General features: G+C 47.5%; 16 protein-coding genes, 2 tRNA genes and 2 pseudogenes. 4 read left to right on the forward strand and 16 right to left on the reverse strand.

Features of this window, described 5'->3' with window-relative positions; all coding sequences use genetic code 11:
- Positions 1-187: 187 nt before the first annotated feature.
- Positions 188-1,882: a methyl-accepting chemotaxis protein gene (locus tag ACWGOO_RS02100; protein ID WP_452481080.1), complete on the reverse strand. Its 1,695-nt coding sequence runs from the start codon at positions 1,880-1,882 to the stop codon at positions 188-190.
- 761 nt (positions 1,883-2,643) lie between these two features.
- Positions 2,644-4,029: a dihydrolipoyl dehydrogenase gene (lpdA, locus tag ACWGOO_RS02105; RefSeq protein WP_452481082.1), complete on the reverse strand. Its 1,386-nt coding sequence runs from the start codon at positions 4,027-4,029 to the stop codon at positions 2,644-2,646.
- A gap of 196 nt (positions 4,030-4,225) precedes the next feature.
- Here lpdA and ACWGOO_RS02110 point away from each other — a divergent pair, with 196 nt between their 5' ends.
- Complete coding sequence (locus tag ACWGOO_RS02110; protein WP_452481084.1) at positions 4,226-4,792, forward strand: TetR/AcrR family transcriptional regulator; 567 nt, start codon at positions 4,226-4,228, stop codon at positions 4,790-4,792.
- Between the two features lie 144 nt (positions 4,793-4,936).
- Here the strand turns inward: ACWGOO_RS02110 and ACWGOO_RS02115 are convergent, their stop codons facing one another.
- A complete protein-coding gene (locus ACWGOO_RS02115) occupies positions 4,937-5,815 on the reverse strand; it encodes a radical SAM/SPASM domain-containing protein (RefSeq protein ID WP_061828666.1) in 879 nt (292 codons plus the stop codon).
- 200 nt (positions 5,816-6,015) lie between these two features.
- Here ACWGOO_RS02115 and ACWGOO_RS02120 point away from each other — a divergent pair.
- Positions 6,016-6,237: pseudogene (locus tag ACWGOO_RS02120) on the forward strand (MerR family transcriptional regulator); the annotation flags it as partial.
- Between the two features lies 1 nt (position 6,238).
- Positions 6,239-6,346, forward strand: a pseudogene (locus ACWGOO_RS02125) (Rpn family recombination-promoting nuclease/putative transposase); the annotation flags it as partial.
- Positions 6,347-6,442: 96 nt separating this feature from the next.
- Here ACWGOO_RS02125 and ACWGOO_RS02130 read toward each other — a convergent pair.
- From ACWGOO_RS02130 to nrdR, 3 genes are all read right to left on the reverse strand, one after another.
- Positions 6,443-6,515, reverse strand: a tRNA-Lys gene (locus ACWGOO_RS02130).
- Positions 6,516-6,524: 9 nt separating this feature from the next.
- A tRNA-Ala gene (locus ACWGOO_RS02135) sits at positions 6,525-6,600 on the reverse strand.
- A gap of 127 nt (positions 6,601-6,727) precedes the next feature.
- Positions 6,728-7,195, reverse strand: coding sequence for a transcriptional regulator NrdR (gene nrdR, locus ACWGOO_RS02140; RefSeq protein ID WP_013309614.1), 468 nt, complete (start codon positions 7,193-7,195; stop codon positions 6,728-6,730).
- 105 nt (positions 7,196-7,300) lie between these two features.
- Here nrdR and ACWGOO_RS02145 point away from each other — a divergent pair, with 105 nt between their 5' ends.
- A complete protein-coding gene (locus ACWGOO_RS02145) occupies positions 7,301-7,525 on the forward strand; it encodes an alpha/beta-type small acid-soluble spore protein (protein ID WP_354453478.1) in 225 nt (74 codons plus the stop codon).
- A 132-nt stretch (positions 7,526-7,657) separates the two neighbouring features.
- Here the strand turns inward: ACWGOO_RS02145 and ACWGOO_RS02150 are convergent, their stop codons facing one another.
- From ACWGOO_RS02150 to pnpS, 10 genes are all read right to left on the reverse strand, one after another.
- Complete coding sequence (locus ACWGOO_RS02150; protein ID WP_452481089.1) at positions 7,658-8,221, reverse strand: lytic transglycosylase domain-containing protein; 564 nt, start codon at positions 8,219-8,221, stop codon at positions 7,658-7,660.
- Entirely contained in the window at positions 8,218-8,814 is a 597-nt protein-coding gene (coaE, locus tag ACWGOO_RS02155) for a dephospho-CoA kinase (RefSeq protein WP_452481091.1), read from the reverse strand. Before coaE ends, ACWGOO_RS02150 begins: the two co-directional genes overlap by 4 nt.
- Positions 8,815-8,825: 11 nt before the next feature.
- Positions 8,826-9,518 (reverse strand): sporulation membrane protein YtaF, encoded by a 693-nt coding sequence (ytaF, locus tag ACWGOO_RS02160; RefSeq protein WP_452481093.1) that lies wholly within the window; start codon positions 9,516-9,518, stop codon positions 8,826-8,828.
- A gap of 112 nt (positions 9,519-9,630) precedes the next feature.
- Positions 9,631-10,461: a DNA-formamidopyrimidine glycosylase gene (gene mutM, locus ACWGOO_RS02165; RefSeq protein ID WP_452481095.1), complete on the reverse strand. Its 831-nt coding sequence runs from the start codon at positions 10,459-10,461 to the stop codon at positions 9,631-9,633.
- A 71-nt stretch (positions 10,462-10,532) separates the two neighbouring features.
- Positions 10,533-13,187: a DNA polymerase I gene (gene polA / locus ACWGOO_RS02170; RefSeq protein WP_452481097.1), complete on the reverse strand. Its 2,655-nt coding sequence runs from the start codon at positions 13,185-13,187 to the stop codon at positions 10,533-10,535.
- A gap of 177 nt (positions 13,188-13,364) precedes the next feature.
- On the reverse strand, positions 13,365-14,024 hold the full coding sequence (phoU, locus tag ACWGOO_RS02175) for a phosphate signaling complex protein PhoU (protein WP_452481099.1): 660 nt from the start codon (positions 14,022-14,024) through the stop codon (positions 13,365-13,367).
- A 40-nt stretch (positions 14,025-14,064) separates the two neighbouring features.
- On the reverse strand, positions 14,065-14,823 hold the full coding sequence (gene pstB / locus ACWGOO_RS02180) for a phosphate ABC transporter ATP-binding protein PstB (protein ID WP_452481101.1): 759 nt from the start codon (positions 14,821-14,823) through the stop codon (positions 14,065-14,067).
- Between the two features lie 127 nt (positions 14,824-14,950).
- Entirely contained in the window at positions 14,951-15,217 is a 267-nt protein-coding gene (locus tag ACWGOO_RS02185; protein ID WP_452481103.1) for a hypothetical protein, read from the reverse strand.
- 124 nt (positions 15,218-15,341) lie between these two features.
- Positions 15,342-16,073, reverse strand: a complete 732-nt coding sequence (locus ACWGOO_RS02190; RefSeq protein ID WP_452481105.1) for a response regulator transcription factor — start codon at positions 16,071-16,073, stop codon at positions 15,342-15,344.
- Positions 16,074-16,201: 128 nt separating this feature from the next.
- Positions 16,202-18,004: a two-component system histidine kinase PnpS gene (gene pnpS / locus ACWGOO_RS02195; protein ID WP_452481107.1), complete on the reverse strand. Its 1,803-nt coding sequence runs from the start codon at positions 18,002-18,004 to the stop codon at positions 16,202-16,204.
- Positions 18,005-18,047 lie beyond the last annotated feature (43 nt).

Genomic DNA, 18,047 nt, shown 5'->3' on the forward strand with positions numbered 1-18,047 from the left:
CATATAGAACACAGTCTGGACGTTTTCTCTATCTGTTAGACATTCACTCATGTAATACAGCGATGAAGCCTTGTCTTCCTGTTTGAATAGCTCTACGATCTACGAATTGCTCAAATGACCCGGTTTCACGAAGCTTATCCTCGATGGATACAGACTGTTCTTTCAGTCACATAACTAGAATAAATTTCTAAATCTTGAAGTTCTCCACCAAAATCTGCAGCTTCTCGGCCAGTGAGGAGAGAAGCGCTGCGGAGGATTCCACTTCTTGCATGGCAGCAAGCTGTTGCTCCGAAGCGGCGGACAAGGACTCCGCCCCTTCAGCCGTATGATTGGAGACCGTTACGATATTCTGAATGGCTTCAACGAGCCCTTCGGAGATCAGCGCCAACTCCCGGACTGTAGCTGATATTTGCTCGCTTTGGGAAGACATATCGGAGACGGAGACTTCGATCTCGTAGAAGGAGCGTCCGGCCGATATGATCAGTTCCTTGCCCTGCAGCATTTCGTCCGTGGAACGTTTCATAGTTTCTCCCGCCTTGTCCATCTGGGAGATAATTAGAATGACCAGCTCGCTGATTTGTCTAGCGGATATGGAAGATCGTTCGGCCAGCTTGCGGACAGAGTCGGCAACAACGGCAAAGCCTCGGCCTTCTTCTCCGGCGCGTGCAGCTTCTATCGCCGCATTCAGTGACAGCAAGTTGGTCTCCTCGGCGATGCTGGTGATGGTGCCGACGATGTTTTCAATCTCTTTGGAATGGCTGCCAAGCGTATCAATAATGCTTGAGAGATCGCCGATGCTTTCGCTCACAATTCCCATTTGGGAGGTGGTGGAATCCATTGATTCCCGGCCAAGACGCGCTTTTTGGACATTATCCGCGGCTTTGTTCATCGCGATGTCCGCATTGCCAGCAATATCGCTAATGAATCGTGATATATCCTGAACGGCTTTATAGCTTTCTTCCAGGTTCTCCAGTTGGGTATGCGCCCCATCAGCCAGCTCAATCGTAACATTTACGCTGTGCTCTCCGGCACGGTTTGTTGCCTGAGCGCTGGCAGAAAGCTCCTGGGAGGAAGAAGCGACCAGCGTGGAGGTGTCATTGACCTGAGTAATCAACTTGCGCAGGTTCATTGTCATATCGTTGAAGTCGCGGGCCAGATTCCCGATTTCATCCTTACTTTTGAAGAGTAGCGGTTCTTGGGTAAGGTCGCCCTTGGTAATGGTGTTCACAGAGGTTGACAGCTTGGTAAGTGGACTTACCATACGGCGAATCAATAGGTAAGCGACAAGCATAGCCACGATGAAGATGGAGCCCGCAATAATGAAGGGCTGAACAATAATATCCATCGTCCGTTCCTGAATTAAAGAGCCGTCAAAATTGATGGCCATCAGTGCAATAATAGGTTTGCTGGGATCATGGTCCTGATAAATGGGGCCATATCCGGTTTTGAGCGAGGTTCCTTCATATGTATAAACCTTGGAGTATGCAGAATGCTTCATAGAAGTTATCATTTCCTTGTCTTCGTCCGCGAAGTAGAAGGAATCGCCAGCTTGATAGCCTCTTTGCTTGAAGTTGGAGTCGGCGGCGAGAATTTTTCCATCCAGAGAGAGAATGAAGGCCTCTTTAAAAATAGGTTTATGTGCCACGATCCAGCCGATCCGGTCTTCAACGGCTGCAAGTTTGCTCTTATCTCCACTGACTAGAGCTGATATATCCTTAGGATCTATAAGCCCGGTCGTAATATTGGCGCAGCCCACCAGCTCAATCCCTGCGGCTTCATCCACTTGATGGTAAGCGGTATGATACCCGAAGTATCCAATGGAGGATCCTACGAGAAACAATATGACGAGCATCATCCAAGTTAATTTTGTTGCCAGCTTCATTATTTGAACCACCAATCCTGACTCTAATAAATTTCAGTGACAACCAGTTGTCACTGAAATTTATTATAGCCTATCAACACTTGTTGAAATATGGCATTACGGTGTCGGAATATGTCGTTTTCGTGTCGGAATATGTCGTTTATGTGAGAAAGGTCATTGTTTTTATCACTCAATCTACACAACAAACCTAAAAGCATTGAATCATAGCTTCACCTTCAAAGATGCTGCAACTACATTCCCAACGAATTCTAATGTAGATATGATAAAAGCCGCCAAACACAGCATAATCATCATGGCCGTTATTTTGACTCTTCCGTGCATAAATAAATCTCCTTCCGCGTTATACCAATATTGATAATTCGGTATCAATATAACGTGTGGAGGGCGTCTGCTGAAGGGCATATTTTAGCATCGTTTGGGGTATATCCTGATCTTGCACCCTGACATGATGCTGCCACTCTTTTTTGAATCGTACGGGAGATAATCCCTTGTATTTCTTGAAGCTGCGGCTTAATGAATGAGCATCCGGATACCTCACACTCTCCGCAGTTCCTCCCCTTCACCCATTTTCTTATGACGAACATCCATTACTTGTATAAAAACATGATTCCAGAGCAAGATGTGATCATTTAATTGCATTGCTTTTGTCCAGCCTCCGATCCAAACTATCCACGTACCTGATCGCATTTACATATCAAACTATAACTCATTATAGTTGATAATTATTCTCACAGGCAATGAAGTGATTTTGTACGGAGCCTCTACTTTGTACTGTCCATTTTTCTAACCGCGTTCTCCGCAGCCTCCATGATTACTTCTCCCAGTGTAGGATGGGGATGAATAGTTAGAGCCAAGTCTTCTACGGTTGCTCCCATCTCGATAGCCAGAGCAAGCTCCGAAATGAGCGTTGATGCTTCGACACCCACGATTTGTGCACCCAGCACGACTCCCGAGTCCTGTTTTGCTACGATTTTGATATACCCCTCTGCTGCTCTCAATGCCAATGCCCTGCCATTAATCGTAAAAGAAGCTCTGCCAATGACAATGGGTAAGGATTTTTCCTTTGCTTCGGTTTCACTTAGGCCAACGCTGGCCAGCTCCGGTTCAGAAAAGACAACCAGCGGCATAGCTTTATAGTCCACTTTAGCAGCTTGACCTGCAATCGCCTCTGCCGCAATCTTCGCTTCATAGGAAGCCTTATGGGCAAGCGCTGGACCTGCCGTAATATCTCCAATGGCAAAAATATGCGGAATAGCTGTTCTACACTGTTCGTCCGTCTCGATCAGCCCCCTGCTCGTCACTGGCAAGCCAATGTGCTCCAGTCCTAACCTGCCATCTGTATTGGGTTTTCTGCCTACAGTAACTAATACAAATTCTGCGGTAACATGATGCTGTTCCTGATCTTTTGAATAATGCAGCGTAATGGTATCCGCATTCTGCACGACGTTTTCGGCTGTCGCCCCAGTTACGATGTTTACACCATCTGTTTTCAACTGCTTGACAACAGGCGCCACAAGATCCGCTTCAAACCCCGGTAGTATCCGCCCCCCTCCCTCCAGAATCGTTACCTTTGTTCCAAATTTGGCATACATCTGTCCAAGCTCGACGCCGATATATCCACCGCCTATCACGACTAGACTGGTCGGAGCCTCTGGGAGCGAAAGCGCCTCTGTAGAGGATAAAATACGTCCGCCGAACGGAAAGGCTCTCAGCTCGATTGGACGGGAACCAGTTGCCAATATGGCATACTTAAAGGAAATGGTTTGTTCCGCTCCATTTTGCTTGATAATGGCTGTATGCTCGTCAACCAAGCTTGCCTCCCCTTCCAGAATACTCACACCTGCTGTTTTCATTAAATAGCCGACTCCGCCTGCCTGCTTATTCACAATCCCCTGTTTGAAAGCTTGAGCATTCATGAATGACGCTGCTGCATCTGTTTGATTTAACTGCTTGAGTACCTCATAGCGATGTGCTTCGGCAATCAAAGCTTTGGATGGTATGCAGCCCACATGCGTACAGACTCCACCTAGCTGACTGCGTTCGACAATCGTTGTCTTCATTCCAAGCTGAGAAGAACGCAATGCCGCCACATAACCTCCCGGACCTGATCCAATGACCAGTGTATCTATAGATTCAAGCTTGCTCATAACCAAATACCCCCTGTTAAAATAGTCTGATTTAAATATGATGACCATAATATATTATAGTCATCATATTTAAAATACGTCAATAGTCGTGATCATCCATGCTGAAGTTGTCGTAGCAAGAAGACAAATTGACACTTTTTATTATGATGGTTATAATATTTTGAAGTTAGCATTATGAAACCGTGGAGTGAGTACAATGCCTTATCCAAAAGGCCATAAGATGAAAGTGCGGTGGAAGATCGTTGAAAGTGCTGCCCAGGCTTTTCGCGCCAACGGTATCCACGATGTAAGCGTGCCTTTTATTATGAAAGGCGCCGGATTAACTCACGGCGGGTTTTATTCACACTTTGACAACAAAGAACAGCTAGTCGCCGAAGCCTGTCGCTATGCCGTTAGTGATACCCTCGCACTTCTTCAGAAGGCCGTTGACCAAGAAAAGCAAGATCCCAAAATTAATGTTGTCATAGACTACTATTTAAGCACCCATCACCGTGATCGAACAGAAATGGGCTGTATTATTCCTGCCCTGTCTGTAGAAATAGCCCGTTCTTCCGAAGAAATCCGGCAGATATTCACGCAGGAGCTGGTACGAATGATTACGTTTATCTCCAATTTGGCGGGAATAGATCTGTCCAAAGCTAGGGCATTGTTCAGCAGCATGGTCGGTTCTCTTGTGCTTGCACGTTCAGTTAATGATCCTGAACTGAGCGACAACCTTCTCTCGGCAGGCAAACAACACGCCAAAGCACTGGCTAAAAGTTGAATGTGAATAGGTTATATGTACGCAAAAAAAGCCGCTAAACACCAAGAAATCCTTAATGTCTAGCGGCCTTTTCCTATGGGTTTAAACTCAAAACGGGGGTAGCGATTTGTCAGAGATTCGAAATCTGCACTCGCCAAATGTCTATTATGTTCCAAATCGTTTACGGTACCCGCATTTGCGGCACAGCTCTTCCACCGCTTCTCTCTTGGAGAACCCGAAGTACAAGCGGTTTGCGCGCTCCCCTTCAACAATGTCAGAAAAAGATTGCTCATGCACGTTACCTAAGTTAATTACGCCTTCCCCATCCAAACAGCAAGGGACAACCGTTCCATCCACCAATACCGCCGCCTGGCTGCGAAGCGCATGGCAAAAGCCTTTGCCATCATCCTCCGGGGCACTGAGACTCGGCCATTCAAATTCGTGATCCTGATTCAAATAAACGTTTGGTGCGATTTTGACCCCACTGCCCGGTATAACTTTTTCCTCAATCCGGTAGTCTAACCCAAACTCTTGCTCCAGTCGCTCAAGTGTCTCCCGGTTGCGCTGACGCTGCACATTAGTCAAATTATCTTGAGTCAGGTTCCAGAGACGGAACGAAATAATGACGTTATGCTTCACAGCTTCCCTTACAAACGTAAAAATATTGCCCAAATACCCTTCCCGATCTACCGAACCTTCATGCCCGTCAAAGCTGTGAAGCGAAAAATTCATCTGCCGTAGCGCGGGTTGGCCCAACAGCTTATGTCCGGTTTTGGGCAGCAAAGTGCCGTTGGTGGTAATATTCACTTTCAATCCTTTTTCATGAGCGCTCTCCAGCAAAAGATCAATTTTCGGATGGAGCAGCGGCTCTCCTTTTACATGCAGATAAATGTAGTCTGTATGCGGCTTGACCTGATCAAGCACATTCCGAAAGACTTCCGGATCAATAAATTTTTTGACACGCTGTGTTTGAGGGCAAAAGCTGCAAGCGAGATTACAGATACTTGTAATTTCAATATATACCTTTTTGAAAGTCTTCAACATGATTTCCCCATTCCAGCTACTATCCTGAACATCTGCTTATGCTCACTAATCTTATGATTATAACGGGTTATCACTGACAGGTAAATCATTTATGTTCGTTCATTTGCTCATCCTTTGCTGTCGTCAATTTGCTATTGACCTTAGGTCTGGCCCAAGGTTTATAGTGAAGTTATTCAACTACACCATAAGGAGTCTTGTCATTGAAAGAACACATTACGATCAGCCAGCTTTCACAGCTTATGAATGTATCTGTACATCAACTGCGATATTTTGAAGAAAAGGGGATCCTGTATCCGTCATACACAGAAAAAAATCAATATCGAATGTACGGACTTCATGAAATTTATCAGCTTTCCCATATTTTATTGCTGCGTAAATTAAATGTCTCTGTGGGTCAGATTGAAAAATGCATGACTTCCTACGCTGGATACACTGGAGTTTCCAAGCCAAGATCGGGAAGCGCGGCGCTTGTACGAGGAACGACAAAAATTTCTGCATGACGAGGCTTCGGCTCTTGAATGGGCTATGGAAAATTAGGGCCTTCTTTGACCAAACGTGTGACCACGAAGGAAAACGAAGTTAAATTCAAAACAAAAAAAACGACATTTCTGCCGTTTTTTTAAAGGATGGACTCTCAGGGACTCGAACCCTGGACCAATTGATTAAGAGTCAACTGCTCTACCAACTGAGCTAAGAGTCCATATTATTATGGTGGAGCCTAGGGGGATCGAACCCCTGACCTCATCGCTGCCAGCGATGCGCTCTCCCAGCTGAGCTAAGGCCCCGTTTTATATAATTTCAATCATCTGTTTGAATCGACTCCTATATCATATAAAATTTTTACCCCTGTGTCAATACTTTTATAAAAAAATATAATCACCTTCCCACCATAAACCAAGATACAGTCAGCGATCAGTCGCTGGCTGTATCTTTGGATAACAGTGTTTTCAGTTCTTTCATAAACATGTTGATGTCTTTGAACTGCCGATATACGGATGCAAAGCGAACATAGGCAACTTCATCAACAGGATAGAGCTGTTCCATGACCAGCTCGCCGATCTGCTGGCTATCCACCTCTGTAGCGGCTGTGTTGCGGATGGCGTTTTCCACCTGAGATACGATCATATCCAGTTGCTCGACGGATACGGGACGCTTCTCGCAGGCCCGAATGAGACCGCGCAGCATTTTATCACGGCTGAACTCTTCACGGCTGCCATCCTTTTTAATGACCATCAGGGGAGTCTCCTCCACCATTTCAAAGGTGGTAAAACGCCTGGCACATTGCTCGCATTCGCGGCGGCGGCGGATGGACTTGTTGTCATTCGCAGGCCGCGAGTCCAGCACTTTTGTTCCATTGTAGGCACAATACGGACATTTCATAAATTCATCACTTCCTTTTCCCAATAAATTCCCTATACTTTTTCGTAATAATTTTGTCGAAACGGTTCATAATATGTTTACCATGTCGCGAGGAGGTGAACAACAATGGCACAAGGAAACAATGGCAACTCCAACAACCTGGTAGTTAACAGATCCTCCGGCGCTCTGGAGCAAATGAAATATGAAATCGCTCAAGAGCTGGGTATCAGCATTCCTCAAGATGGATACCAAGGTAACATGACTTCCTATGAGAACGGTTCGATCGGGGGCTACATCACAAAACGCCTCGTAACGATCGCCGAACAACAATTGGCAGGTCAATACCAATAATCGCGGTAACGCAGAAGTAACAAGAAAAAGTGTACGGATGGGCTGCTAAAAACAGCCTGTCCTGCGCTTTTTTCATTTTAATGCCATCAGGCTGATGTGTCATGACATATTTACACGCAGCCTCGTCATCCATTAAAACTGATTATAAATTTTCGTGTATTGCCTGTAGTAGTAAATAACCCGCTGTACATAATGTCGTGTTTCGCCAAAAGGGATTTGCTTGATGGATTCTTCTTTCCCATCCCATACACCCTTGTCCAGCCACTCCTGTACTTTACCGGGGCCTGCGTTGTAAGCCGCAACGATAGCTACCGGATTGTCCTTAAATTTCACCGACAGATTATGCACATACCAGGTTCCCAGTTCAATGTTGGTGCCCGGCTCGTGCTTGACGCTATCCAGCGGAACCTTTTGGATTTGGGCGCTGTCCATAATCCAATTCGCAGTATCGGGCATGATCTGCATGAGTCCCAGTGCACCCTTGTGCGACTGTTTGCTGGTCTTAAAGTTCGTCTCAACACGGATAATGGACGCTACTAAAAACGGGTCCACTTCATATGTCTGCGAATATTGCCGGATCTCATCCTTATAATGAATCGGATAGAACCACGACATCCAGTTTGAATTAAAAAACAGAATCAAGACAAATCCGACAAACAAAGTCAGCAGGACTCTTTTTTTGCGCAAAATATTCATGCAAGTCCCTTTCGCTGCCAGAATTGATCAATTTGCTGTTTGGTTTCAGCCTGTGTTCCGCTATTGTCGATGACGATATCGGCCAGACTTCTTTTGTGTTCAATATCCATTTGCGCGGACAACCGAAGTCCGGCTTGTTCCTCGGTCAATCCATCTCTGAGCATCAGACGTTGGAGCTGCACATCGCGTGGTACGTATACCACCATAATTTCATCGTACAAACTCTCCAGCCCGGACTCGAACAGTAACGGGATATCCGCCAAAACAAGCTTGTCCGAATGTTCCCGCTCGAAAGATTCCATACGCGTACGCATTTCCTCACGAATTGCAGGATGTGTAATATCGTTAAGCACCTGCCGCTGGGCAGGATCTCCGAATACAATCTCGCCCAGTTTTTTGCGGTGCAGGGTTCCGTCACTGTTCATCACAGCTTGTCCAAAATGCTGTATGACCGCCGCCAGCACCGGATGCCCCGGAAGCATCACTTCCCGGGCAATGGCATCTGCGTCGATCAGCAGCGCACCCTTGGCGACCAGTAGAGCCGACACGGTGCTTTTACCGGTAGCAATACCTCCGGTTAATCCGATATTCATGCTCTTTCACCTCATAACAGCTTCAATATGCCCATCATAATCAATAATAATGCCGGTAACACACCCAGCGCCTTCATAAATCTGAATGCCGACAGACAGAAACCTGCTTTCATACCCGCAATCAAAAATGTCCCGCTGAATAACGCAATAGCCAGCGCGGTAGCGAGTGGCTGGAAGCCCAACATAGCTGCTCCCAATCCTGCACCGAACGCATCAACCGATAAAGCGATACCTAACCAAACCGCCTCCGTAGCGGAGATGCTACCCGAACGGTCCATATCCGCAGCAGACGGACTTCGGAGAATTCGAATAACGAGGCCCCATTTGCGGAATTCCAAAGAAAATACGGTCCGTTCCTCTTGTAGTTCTAAAGATTTCTCCCCCGCCGGAACATTACTGTTCTCAGGATCAGGTTCATCAATCAGATCCTCCTTGCGATGCAAGGATTGATACAAAGAGTAGCAGCCAATTCCAATCAGGATGACAGAGCCAAAAACGGTCGTATATACAGGAGACAGAACCTGGGACAACAACGCGCCTAGCTGCATGGATATGCCGATGACCAAACCTGAACATACTGAAATGATGACAATGGACAGCAGCGGAATTTTCATTTTACGCAGCCCATATGTAACACCGACTCCAAAACCGTCCAGACTTAGTGCAAATGCCAGCAGCAGCAGGGCTCCCCAATGATTAGCCACTCCAATTCCCTCCCATTGCGAAGGAAGGGCATTAAAGCAGCCGGAACCCTTCGCAGTATTGGTACCTGGAATCAATATATGAAAGGTATGGGTTTTGGGTGACTGTACCTGTTTAACGCAGAGGCTGGCAGACCGGGCAATGATGTGTACCACGTCCGGCTACGACGGATTTTTCGATCAATGTACCACAGTGAACACAAGGCTTAACACTGCGTCCGTAGATTTGCAATTGATGCTGAAAGTCGCCCGCTTCGCCTTGTCCGTTGACGAATGATTTGATGGACGAGCCTCCGACCAGAATCGACGCGCTCAATATGGAAATAATAGCTTCGTGCAGCACACGAAACTGGTTTTCATCCAGACTTTTGGCTGGCTGTGCCGGATGTATACCCGCCTTAAACAACGACTCATCCACATAAATATTCCCGATGCCCACGACATATGACTGGTTTAACAGCGCAGCCTTGATTGAAGTCGAACGGGTCCCCACAGCGACGCGAAGCGCCTCCGGTGTAAAGGACTCGTCCATCGGCTCCAAACCGAGCTTGTTCAGCGGCTTTTCCAGCAAATCCTGTCCTTCCGTGAATAAATGCATCGTGCCGAATTGGCGAACATCCTGATAGCGTAATTCCGTACCATCCGTAAAATGAAAAATAACGTGAGTATGCTTTTCCACAGGATCATTTTGCGAATACAGGCCATATCGCCCTTCCATTCTGAGATGGGAAACGAGGACCAGCCCGTCCAGCAGAATCCGCAAAAACTTCCCGCGTCTCTCCACCCCTGTAATCCGATGATCAGCCAGTTCCATAGCAAAAGCGTGTATATCATCAGGCCGCTGAATGATGCGCGGCAGATTCACGGTCACATGATCTATATGTTTATCGACGATAAGCTCGTTTAATGTTCGTTTAATCGTTTCTACTTCCGGTAATTCCGGCATGATGTCTTCACCTCATCCTATATTATAACGGAAGCAGCGTTAAAAGGGGACTATCTGCTCATTGAAATAACTCATTTCGCTTCATACCAATTCCCACCATAGCTGACCTCCGCTTTGAGCGGTACAGACAGCTTCATCGCCGCTTCCATCGTAGCCGGGACAAGCTCTTTCATCGTTTCCATTTCCTCCGGCGGAACCTCGAAAACAAGCTCATCATGTACTTGAAGCAGCATACGGCTACGAAGATTACGGTCGCGAAGCGCCGCGTCCATCTGTACCATCGCTAGCTTGATAATATCGGCTGCGGTGCCCTGAATCGGGGTATTCATTGCGGTACGCTCCGCGAACGAACGCAGGTTGAAGTTACTAGCATTAATCTCCGGCAAATAACGTCTGCGTTCCAGCAGCGTTTTTACGTATCCGTCCCGCTTCGCATCCTTCACAATATCATCCATGTAACGGCGAACGCCCTGGAACACGTCAAAATACTGGTCAATAAAGCGAGCCGCTTCCTTGCGCGTAATATTCAGGTTTTGCGACAAACCGTAATCACTGATCCCGTAGACAATCCCGAAATTAACCGCCTTGGCAGAACGCCGCATGTTAGAATCTACGTCTTCCGCAGGAATGCCGAACACATCGGACGCGGTCTTGGTATGGATGTCCATGTCGTGGAGAAAGGCTTCTTTCAATCGCTCATCATCCGAAATGTCAGCCAGCACCCTTAGCTCAATCTGCGAATAGTCCGCCGCCAGAATAGACCAACCCGGCTCGGATGGCACAAATACCTTACGGATTTTGCGTCCCTCTTCCAGGCGAATCGGAATATTTTGCAAATTGGGAAACTGGCTGCTCAAGCGTCCTGTAGCCGCGACCGTCTGCCGGAAATACGTATGCAGCTTACCCGTTTTATCCGAAATTTCCTTAAGTAATCCTTCCACATACGTGGATTGGAGTTTCGCAATGGTACGGTACTGCAAAATGTTTTGCACAATATCATGATAGGGGGCGAGCTTTTCCAGTACCTCGGCATCGGTGGAGTACCCGGTTTTCGTCTTTTTGATAACAGGAAGGCCCAGCTTATCGAACAAGATTTCACCTAGCTGCTTGGGCGAGTTCAGATTGAACTCCACACCGGCAATGCTGTAAATCTCGCGCACCAGCGTTTCAATCTGGGCTTCAAATTCTTTACCCAAAGCACGTAGTTCTTCCACGTTTACCAAAATGCCCTGCTTCTCCATATCCGCCAAAATCCGGGACAACGGCATCTCCAGCTCATGGAAAAGCTTGTGCATTTCCGTTTTTTCCAGCTCGGCCTGCTGTACAGGCACCAGTGCTTCAATCACCGCAGCCTTGCGCGCCACATGATCGGACAGCACATCCACGTCAGGTACTTTATATTTAGCGCCTTTGCCGAATACTTCGTCATCTGGACGAATCGAGGACAAGCCATACTTGGCTGCCAATCCACTCAGTGACTGGTTTGCATCCGTCGGGTCCAGCAAATATCCAGCCAACTGCACATCAAACTCGGCCCCGGCAAATTCGATTCCGTGCCAATGCAAGGCTAAATCCGTACGGTGCAGATCATGCCCCCGTTTTTTGCGCCCAGCATCAGCGAGCCATTCACGGGCAGGCTTGGCTGCATCAGTTTGCAGTACATCCAAGGTCATAAAAAACTGTCGCCCCGCTCCGCCGAAGACCAGCCCCACAATTTCAGCATGATGCGGATTATCGCCATGGGTCTCCACATGTAGCAGATCGACGGTATCCAGTACATTTACCAGCTCGCCAATCCGCTGCTCGTCCAGTACGGTCACGTCAGCCGCGGCTTCCTCTACGTCTATGCCTGCACTGCCAACCTCTCCCGAAAAGGATAAACGCTCCAACAAGGACTTGAACTCCAGCTTCGCCAGAGCAGGCCCCGCCGTTTCAGCTTGCAGCCCACCGAAGACGACATCCTCCAGTTGCTTATCCAGCGTTACATCCCGATAGATGGTCGCCAATTCCTTGCTCATCCGCGCATCATCTGCATGCGTTTCGACGCGCTCTTTCATTTTGCCTTTCAGCTCATCCGTATGCGCCAGCACCTCTTCGACCGATCCATACTGATGCAGCAGCTTGAGCGCTGTCTTTTCCCCCACACCCGGAATCCCCGGAATGTTGTCCGACGTATCGCCCATCAGGCCTTTGAGGTCGATAATTTGCAACGGCTTCAAGCCGTATCGCTCCTGAATCTGCTCAGGTCTGTACGTCTCCACCTCGGTAACCCCTTTGCGGGTCAAGCCTACAGTGACGTTGTCTGAAGCCAACTGAAGCATATCCTTGTCTCCCGTAACCACCAGCACGTTAAAACCAGCTTCGTCGGCGGTTTTAGACAGGGTTCCAATGATATCGTCCGCCTCATAGCCATCCAGCTCAAACTGGGCAATGCCAAAGGCGGTCAGCAGCTCTTTCAGCAGCGGGAATTGTTGGGACAGCTCCGGCGGCGTTTTCTCCCGTCCACCCTTGTAATCCTCGTATCCTTTATGGCGAAACGTTATTTTTCCGGCATCAAAGGCAACCAGTATATGCGTCGGCTTGTGCTCCTCCAAAAGCCGCAGCAACATCGTTGTAAATCCGTACACCGCGTTCGTCTGCTGTCCGCTCGAATTCGTTAACGGCGGCATAGCGAAAAACGCCCGGTAAATGATACTGTTGCCATCTATAAGCATGAGTTTATCCATTTAGCACCTCGCAAGTTCATCAATGCATTCAAAAGGTTCTTTCGTTTTACGCATTCCTTTTCCTATCTTAACATAAAGGCTCCTTTTTCAGAAAAAAACGGCTGTTTCCTAACCAGATTCGCCTTTTGCACAAAGACAAGTCTGGGTCAGAAACAACCGCTATATACCTAGAAATCCCTACTGGTTCAAATCCGGCCGCTCCCCTGTCACGAGATATACGGTGCTTTCACCGATATTCGTCGCATGGTCACCAATCCGCTCAATATATCGTCCAACGAGCAGTTGCAGCATGCCTTGTGGAGCTTCCTCAGGCTTTTCTATCATAAATACATACAGATTGCTGATCATATGGCTATACATGGAATCTACACGATCATCCTCTTTGGCCATTTTATAAGCCAAATCTGTATTTTCATCCAAATAGGATGTAATGGCGTCGTTAATCATCTCTTTAACAATCGAAGCCATCTGTGGAATATCCACCAGCGGCTTGATGACCTGCTGCCCTTCCAGACGCAGCGTGACCTTGGCAATATCGAGTGCCAAATCCCCCATCCTTTCCAGATCACTGGAAATTTTAAAAGCAACAATGATCCGGCGTAAATCCTTAGCTACCGGCTGCTGGGTAATAATGAGCTTGGAGCCCATATCGAGAATGTTCTCTTCCAACGCATTGAGGGATGCATCATTTTTGACCACCTGCTGGGCCAATTCCGTATTATTGGTCTGCAAACATTCGATAGCCTGATCGAGTGCCTTCGATACATGTGCACCCATATCGCGCAGTACGGCTCTCAGCTCATCTAATCCTTCATCAAAACCTTTTCTGCGTATCATTTCGAAGTCCCCCCTCCTGGCATTACTAATCTGGTTGGCTTTAGCCGAATCGGCCGGAAATATAATCTTCCGTACGGGAATCCTGCGGCGTGGAAAACATCGTCTCTGTATCCGCCGCCTCTACCACGACACCGTTCAAGAAAAACGCAGTCCGACCGGATACACGAGCCGCCTGATGCATGTTATGCGTCACCATGACAATCGTATACCTGTCGCGCAGCTCTTGAATCAGTTCTTCAATCTTCATTGTGGAGATCGGGTCCAGCGCTGACGTCGCCTCATCCATGAGCAAAATATCTGGCTGCACAGCAAGCGCCCGGGCAATACACAGACGCTGCTGCTGTCCACCGGACAAGCTCAGGGCTGAACGCTTGAGAAAGTCCTTAACCTCTTCCCAGAGTGCCGCCTGCCGCAAGCTTTGCTCAACAAGTTCGTCCAGCTTGTCCTTTTGCCGAATTCCATGCAGACGCGGGCCGTACGCCACGTTATCATAAATAGATTTAGGAAACGGGTTAGGCTGTTGAAAAACCATCCCCACCTGCTTGCGCAAAGCTTCTACTTCCATCGTATCACCATATATATCCTTACCTGCGATACTCACCGTACCTTCAATACGCGTTCCCGGTATCATATCGTTCATCCGATTCAGCGTACGCAGTAAGGTAGATTTACCGCAGCCGGACGGCCCGATGAAGGCTGTTACCGTTTTTTCGGGAATATCCAGGTTTATATGTTTCAGCGCGTGAACATTTTCATAATACAAGTTCAGCTTATCAATCCGAATAACGGAATCATTCATTGATTTATGATCTCCTTCGTGTTGCAGTTATGGTCCTCAAGCATTGCACCTGATTTGCACAATATGAAGATTATATAAGCTGTGTGTAAATTCAGTGTGGTGGATTTGTTAACGGTATGTAAAATGATCAGGAATTCAGCATAAGCTCCAGCTCCTGTGCAATCCCGGCTGCATTCAAAGCCGCTTCCTCTGCGGAGCGGGACATTTCGTTGCTTTCCAGATCCACAATTAATGGATCGGGGTCGGCAAATATGGCCGCAGGCTTGTCATAAAACAAAGCCGCAGCAAACCTGCCCGTAAAATGGCGGTTATACGCATCTCTCATCATAATGCCCAACGGAAGGCCATTTTTATGAACGACAATAACACAAGGGATATCTTCTTGCGTTTTCATAAGTGCTAACAGCTCTTTCAAAGCATATCGGTCATTTGTTGATTGTAACGTCTGTTCATGTTAGCGAAATGTACACAAAAATCGTCGAATACAAAAATCAAACACAAAGAAAAACGCTTCTCATTTATAGCAAATGAGAAGCGCTTCTTTTTTTATTAACAACCAGCTTGTATCCGACCCCACGAATCGAATCAATATGAACCGAATCGGGGTCCAGCTCCAGCTTTTTGCGCAATGAGCTAACATGCACATCCACCGTCCGTTGACCGCCGATGTAGTCAAAGCCCCAGACCGCGTTCATCAGATCGTCGCGAGTCAATACCACGCCCGGCTTACGCGACAAGTAGAGAAGCACCTCAAATTCCTTCGGTCTTAAGTTGATGGATTGTCCTCCGAGAATCACTTCATATTTTTCAGGATAAATCTCCAGCTCGCCTAATTGAATTTTGGAGCCGTCTTTCTGATCGGATAGCACGCCTTCATCCCCGCCGGAAGTACGACGCAGCACCGCAGTTACGCGGGCCAGCAGCTCGGAAACACCGAAAGGCTTCGTGATGTAATCGTCCGCTCCTGATTTCAATCCTTGGACAACCTCGGCTTCGCCGTTTTTGGCTGTTAAAATAATGATTGGTGTTGTCAGGCCCTGATGGCGAAGTCTGCTCAGAATATCCAGCCCGTTCATACCAGGCAGCATCAAATCCAGCAGAATCAAATCGTAGGACTCTCTGGAGGCTTTTTCAAACCCCGCACTGCCATGATCCTCCGTATCTACTTCAAACCCCTCTTGTATCAAATTGTAGGATAGCAATCTGGCAAGCGTTGGTTCATCCTCAATAACCAGCAAGCGTTGTCCCATAAATAAATTCATCTCCTGTTTACCTTTTAAAGGCGCATTGGTCAAAATTTCAAAATCTTTTCCATACTCATGCGACACCCGTATATTTTATCACGGCATTGTTAACAGAATGTAAAAACCGATCTAATTCATTCTTCCTGTTGCAACAACGGCAACTCAACCGTAAATGTCGTGCCCAAACCAAGCTCGCTTTCTACGGAAAGCACCCCATGATGTAGGTCCACCAAATGCTTGACGATAGACAATCCCAGACCGGTTCCACCCGAGTTGCGCGAACGTCCTTTGTCCACCCGGTAAAAACGCTCAAAGATGCGCGGCAGGTCCCTCTTCGGAATCCCGATGCCCGTATCGCTAACCGTAAATACGACCTTCTCCGTGTCATTCTCCCGCTGCACCGTTACAACCTTGATTTTCACCTTGCCACCGTCGAGTGTATAGTTAATGCCATTAGACAAAAGGTTTACAAAAATCTGCTGGAGCTTATCTTCATCGGCCTCCATAAACAGTTCATCCGGAACGTCCATGTGCAGTGTAATTCTCTTTTTGGCAGCTACATTATTCAGTTTTTCCAGCAATGATTCTATAAACGAGGACACTTGAACCGGAGAGCAATCCAGCGGAGAACGCTTGGATTCAACTTTGGACAGCTCCAGAATGTCGCCGATCAGCCGATTCAGCCGTTCGCTTTCATCATAAATAATTTGCAAAAAGGAACGGGATGTTTCTTCATCCTTAACCCCGCCGCCGAGCAACGTTTCAGCAAAGCCTTTAACTGCGGCAATCGGCGTTTTTAGCTCATGGGAAACATTCGCCACAAATTCGCTCCGCATATTTTCGAGCCTCCGAATAGCTGTAATATCCTGCAAAAGGAACAACATACCGCGATATCCGCCTTCATCCTCATACATCGGCACACCATCGAGCAAAATCAGCCGTTCCTCGGGATTATACAAATGGACCTCACCGTGCAGTCTTTCACGGCTTTGTATACTGCCCTCGATCAGCTTCGTCAATTCGTAGTGCTTTTTCAGCTCATGATACGGCTTGTCCGTCACCCGTTTGCTAGTGACACCGAGCATCCGCTCAGACTCACGGTTGACAAGCGCAATGCACTCTCCGGCATCAATCATAAGAATCCCTCCGGTCATATTACTCATGACGCTCTGAAGCAGATCCTCATTATCACGAATCGTTTTCATTTGGTTCTGCAGGCTGTCCGCCATGCGGTTAATCGCTTCACCCAGTTGCCCTACCTCATCCCGGCGCTGTATGCCAACTCTTGCGTCATAATCCAGCCCGGAAATACGATTGGCTACGCCTGTAATATGCTCAATAGGCGAGGTTAGGCCACGTGCGATACGGTAACTGACCAATCCAGCGGCAAGGAACAACAAGACCAGACCAATGCCAATCGCCGTCCATCCGCGCTGCACACCTTCCTCCACCGCCTTCAGATTCATGGACAAACGGATATATCCGTCGAACCCCTTGTCGGATACGACAGGCTCTGCCACGTATAGCATATTTCGCTGCAAAGTTTCACTGTAGCGTATCGTCTGTCCGATTCCTTCTGACGCGGCTTCCCGGATTTCTTCACGTGATGCATGGTTCTCCATCTTGCGCGGATCGCTTAGTGAATCACCAACTACCGTTCCATCCTTGCGAATGAAGGTCACCCGTGATTCGGTCAGACGTGCAATTTCCTTTGCCTTTTCCGAATAGTAGGAGACGTAATCGGTACTGGAAAGAGTGTCTGCGCTGACAAAGGGAAATGTAGCACGAAGCAGGTCGATCTCACGCCCCATATTTTCCTCAAGCACCTTCATATTCGAGTTTTTAAAAATTTGTCCCATGGTGATTCCGGCAGCAAGGACAGATACGCCGATCAAAATCAACATCATCAAGGTAAGCCTGAAACGAAACGACTTCATACAATATGCCCATCCTTTAGTTGAGTAGAAATTTTTATGATCA

It is taken from the genome of Paenibacillus sp. NPDC055715 (genome assembly GCF_053617595.1).

Bases quoted from the DNA above. Each gene is read 5' to 3' on its own strand.
- nrdR (WP_013309614.1), bottom strand. From the start codon at position 7,195: ATGAAATGTCCGTATTGTGCCTACAATGGAACAAAAGTGCTGGACTCG.
- ACWGOO_RS02110 (WP_452481084.1), top strand. From the start codon at position 4,226: ATGCCTTATCCAAAAGGCCATAAGATGAAAGTGCGGTGGAAGATCGTT.
- coaE (WP_452481091.1), bottom strand. From the start codon at position 8,814: ATGAATATCGGATTAACCGGAGGTATTGCTACCGGTAAAAGCACCGTG.
- polA (WP_452481097.1), bottom strand. From the start codon at position 13,187: ATGGATAAACTCATGCTTATAGATGGCAACAGTATCATTTACCGGGCG.
- lpdA (WP_452481082.1), bottom strand. From the start codon at position 4,029: ATGAGCAAGCTTGAATCTATAGATACACTGGTCATTGGATCAGGTCCG.
- ACWGOO_RS02115 (WP_061828666.1), bottom strand. From the start codon at position 5,815: ATGTTGAAGACTTTCAAAAAGGTATATATTGAAATTACAAGTATCTGT.
- pnpS (WP_452481107.1), bottom strand. From the start codon at position 18,004: ATGAAGTCGTTTCGTTTCAGGCTTACCTTGATGATGTTGATTTTGATC.
- mutM (WP_452481095.1), bottom strand. From the start codon at position 10,461: ATGCCGGAATTACCGGAAGTAGAAACGATTAAACGAACATTAAACGAG.
- pstB (WP_452481101.1), bottom strand. From the start codon at position 14,823: ATGAATGATTCCGTTATTCGGATTGATAAGCTGAACTTGTATTATGAA.
- ACWGOO_RS02100 (WP_452481080.1), bottom strand. From the start codon at position 1,882: ATGAAGCTGGCAACAAAATTAACTTGGATGATGCTCGTCATATTGTTT.
- ACWGOO_RS02145 (WP_354453478.1), top strand. From the start codon at position 7,301: ATGGCACAAGGAAACAATGGCAACTCCAACAACCTGGTAGTTAACAGA.
- ACWGOO_RS02185 (WP_452481103.1), bottom strand. From the start codon at position 15,217: ATGAAAACGCAAGAAGATATCCCTTGTGTTATTGTCGTTCATAAAAAT.
- ACWGOO_RS02150 (WP_452481089.1), bottom strand. From the start codon at position 8,221: ATGAATATTTTGCGCAAAAAAAGAGTCCTGCTGACTTTGTTTGTCGGA.
- ACWGOO_RS02190 (WP_452481105.1), bottom strand. From the start codon at position 16,073: ATGGGACAACGCTTGCTGGTTATTGAGGATGAACCAACGCTTGCCAGA.
- phoU (WP_452481099.1), bottom strand. From the start codon at position 14,024: ATGATACGCAGAAAAGGTTTTGATGAAGGATTAGATGAGCTGAGAGCC.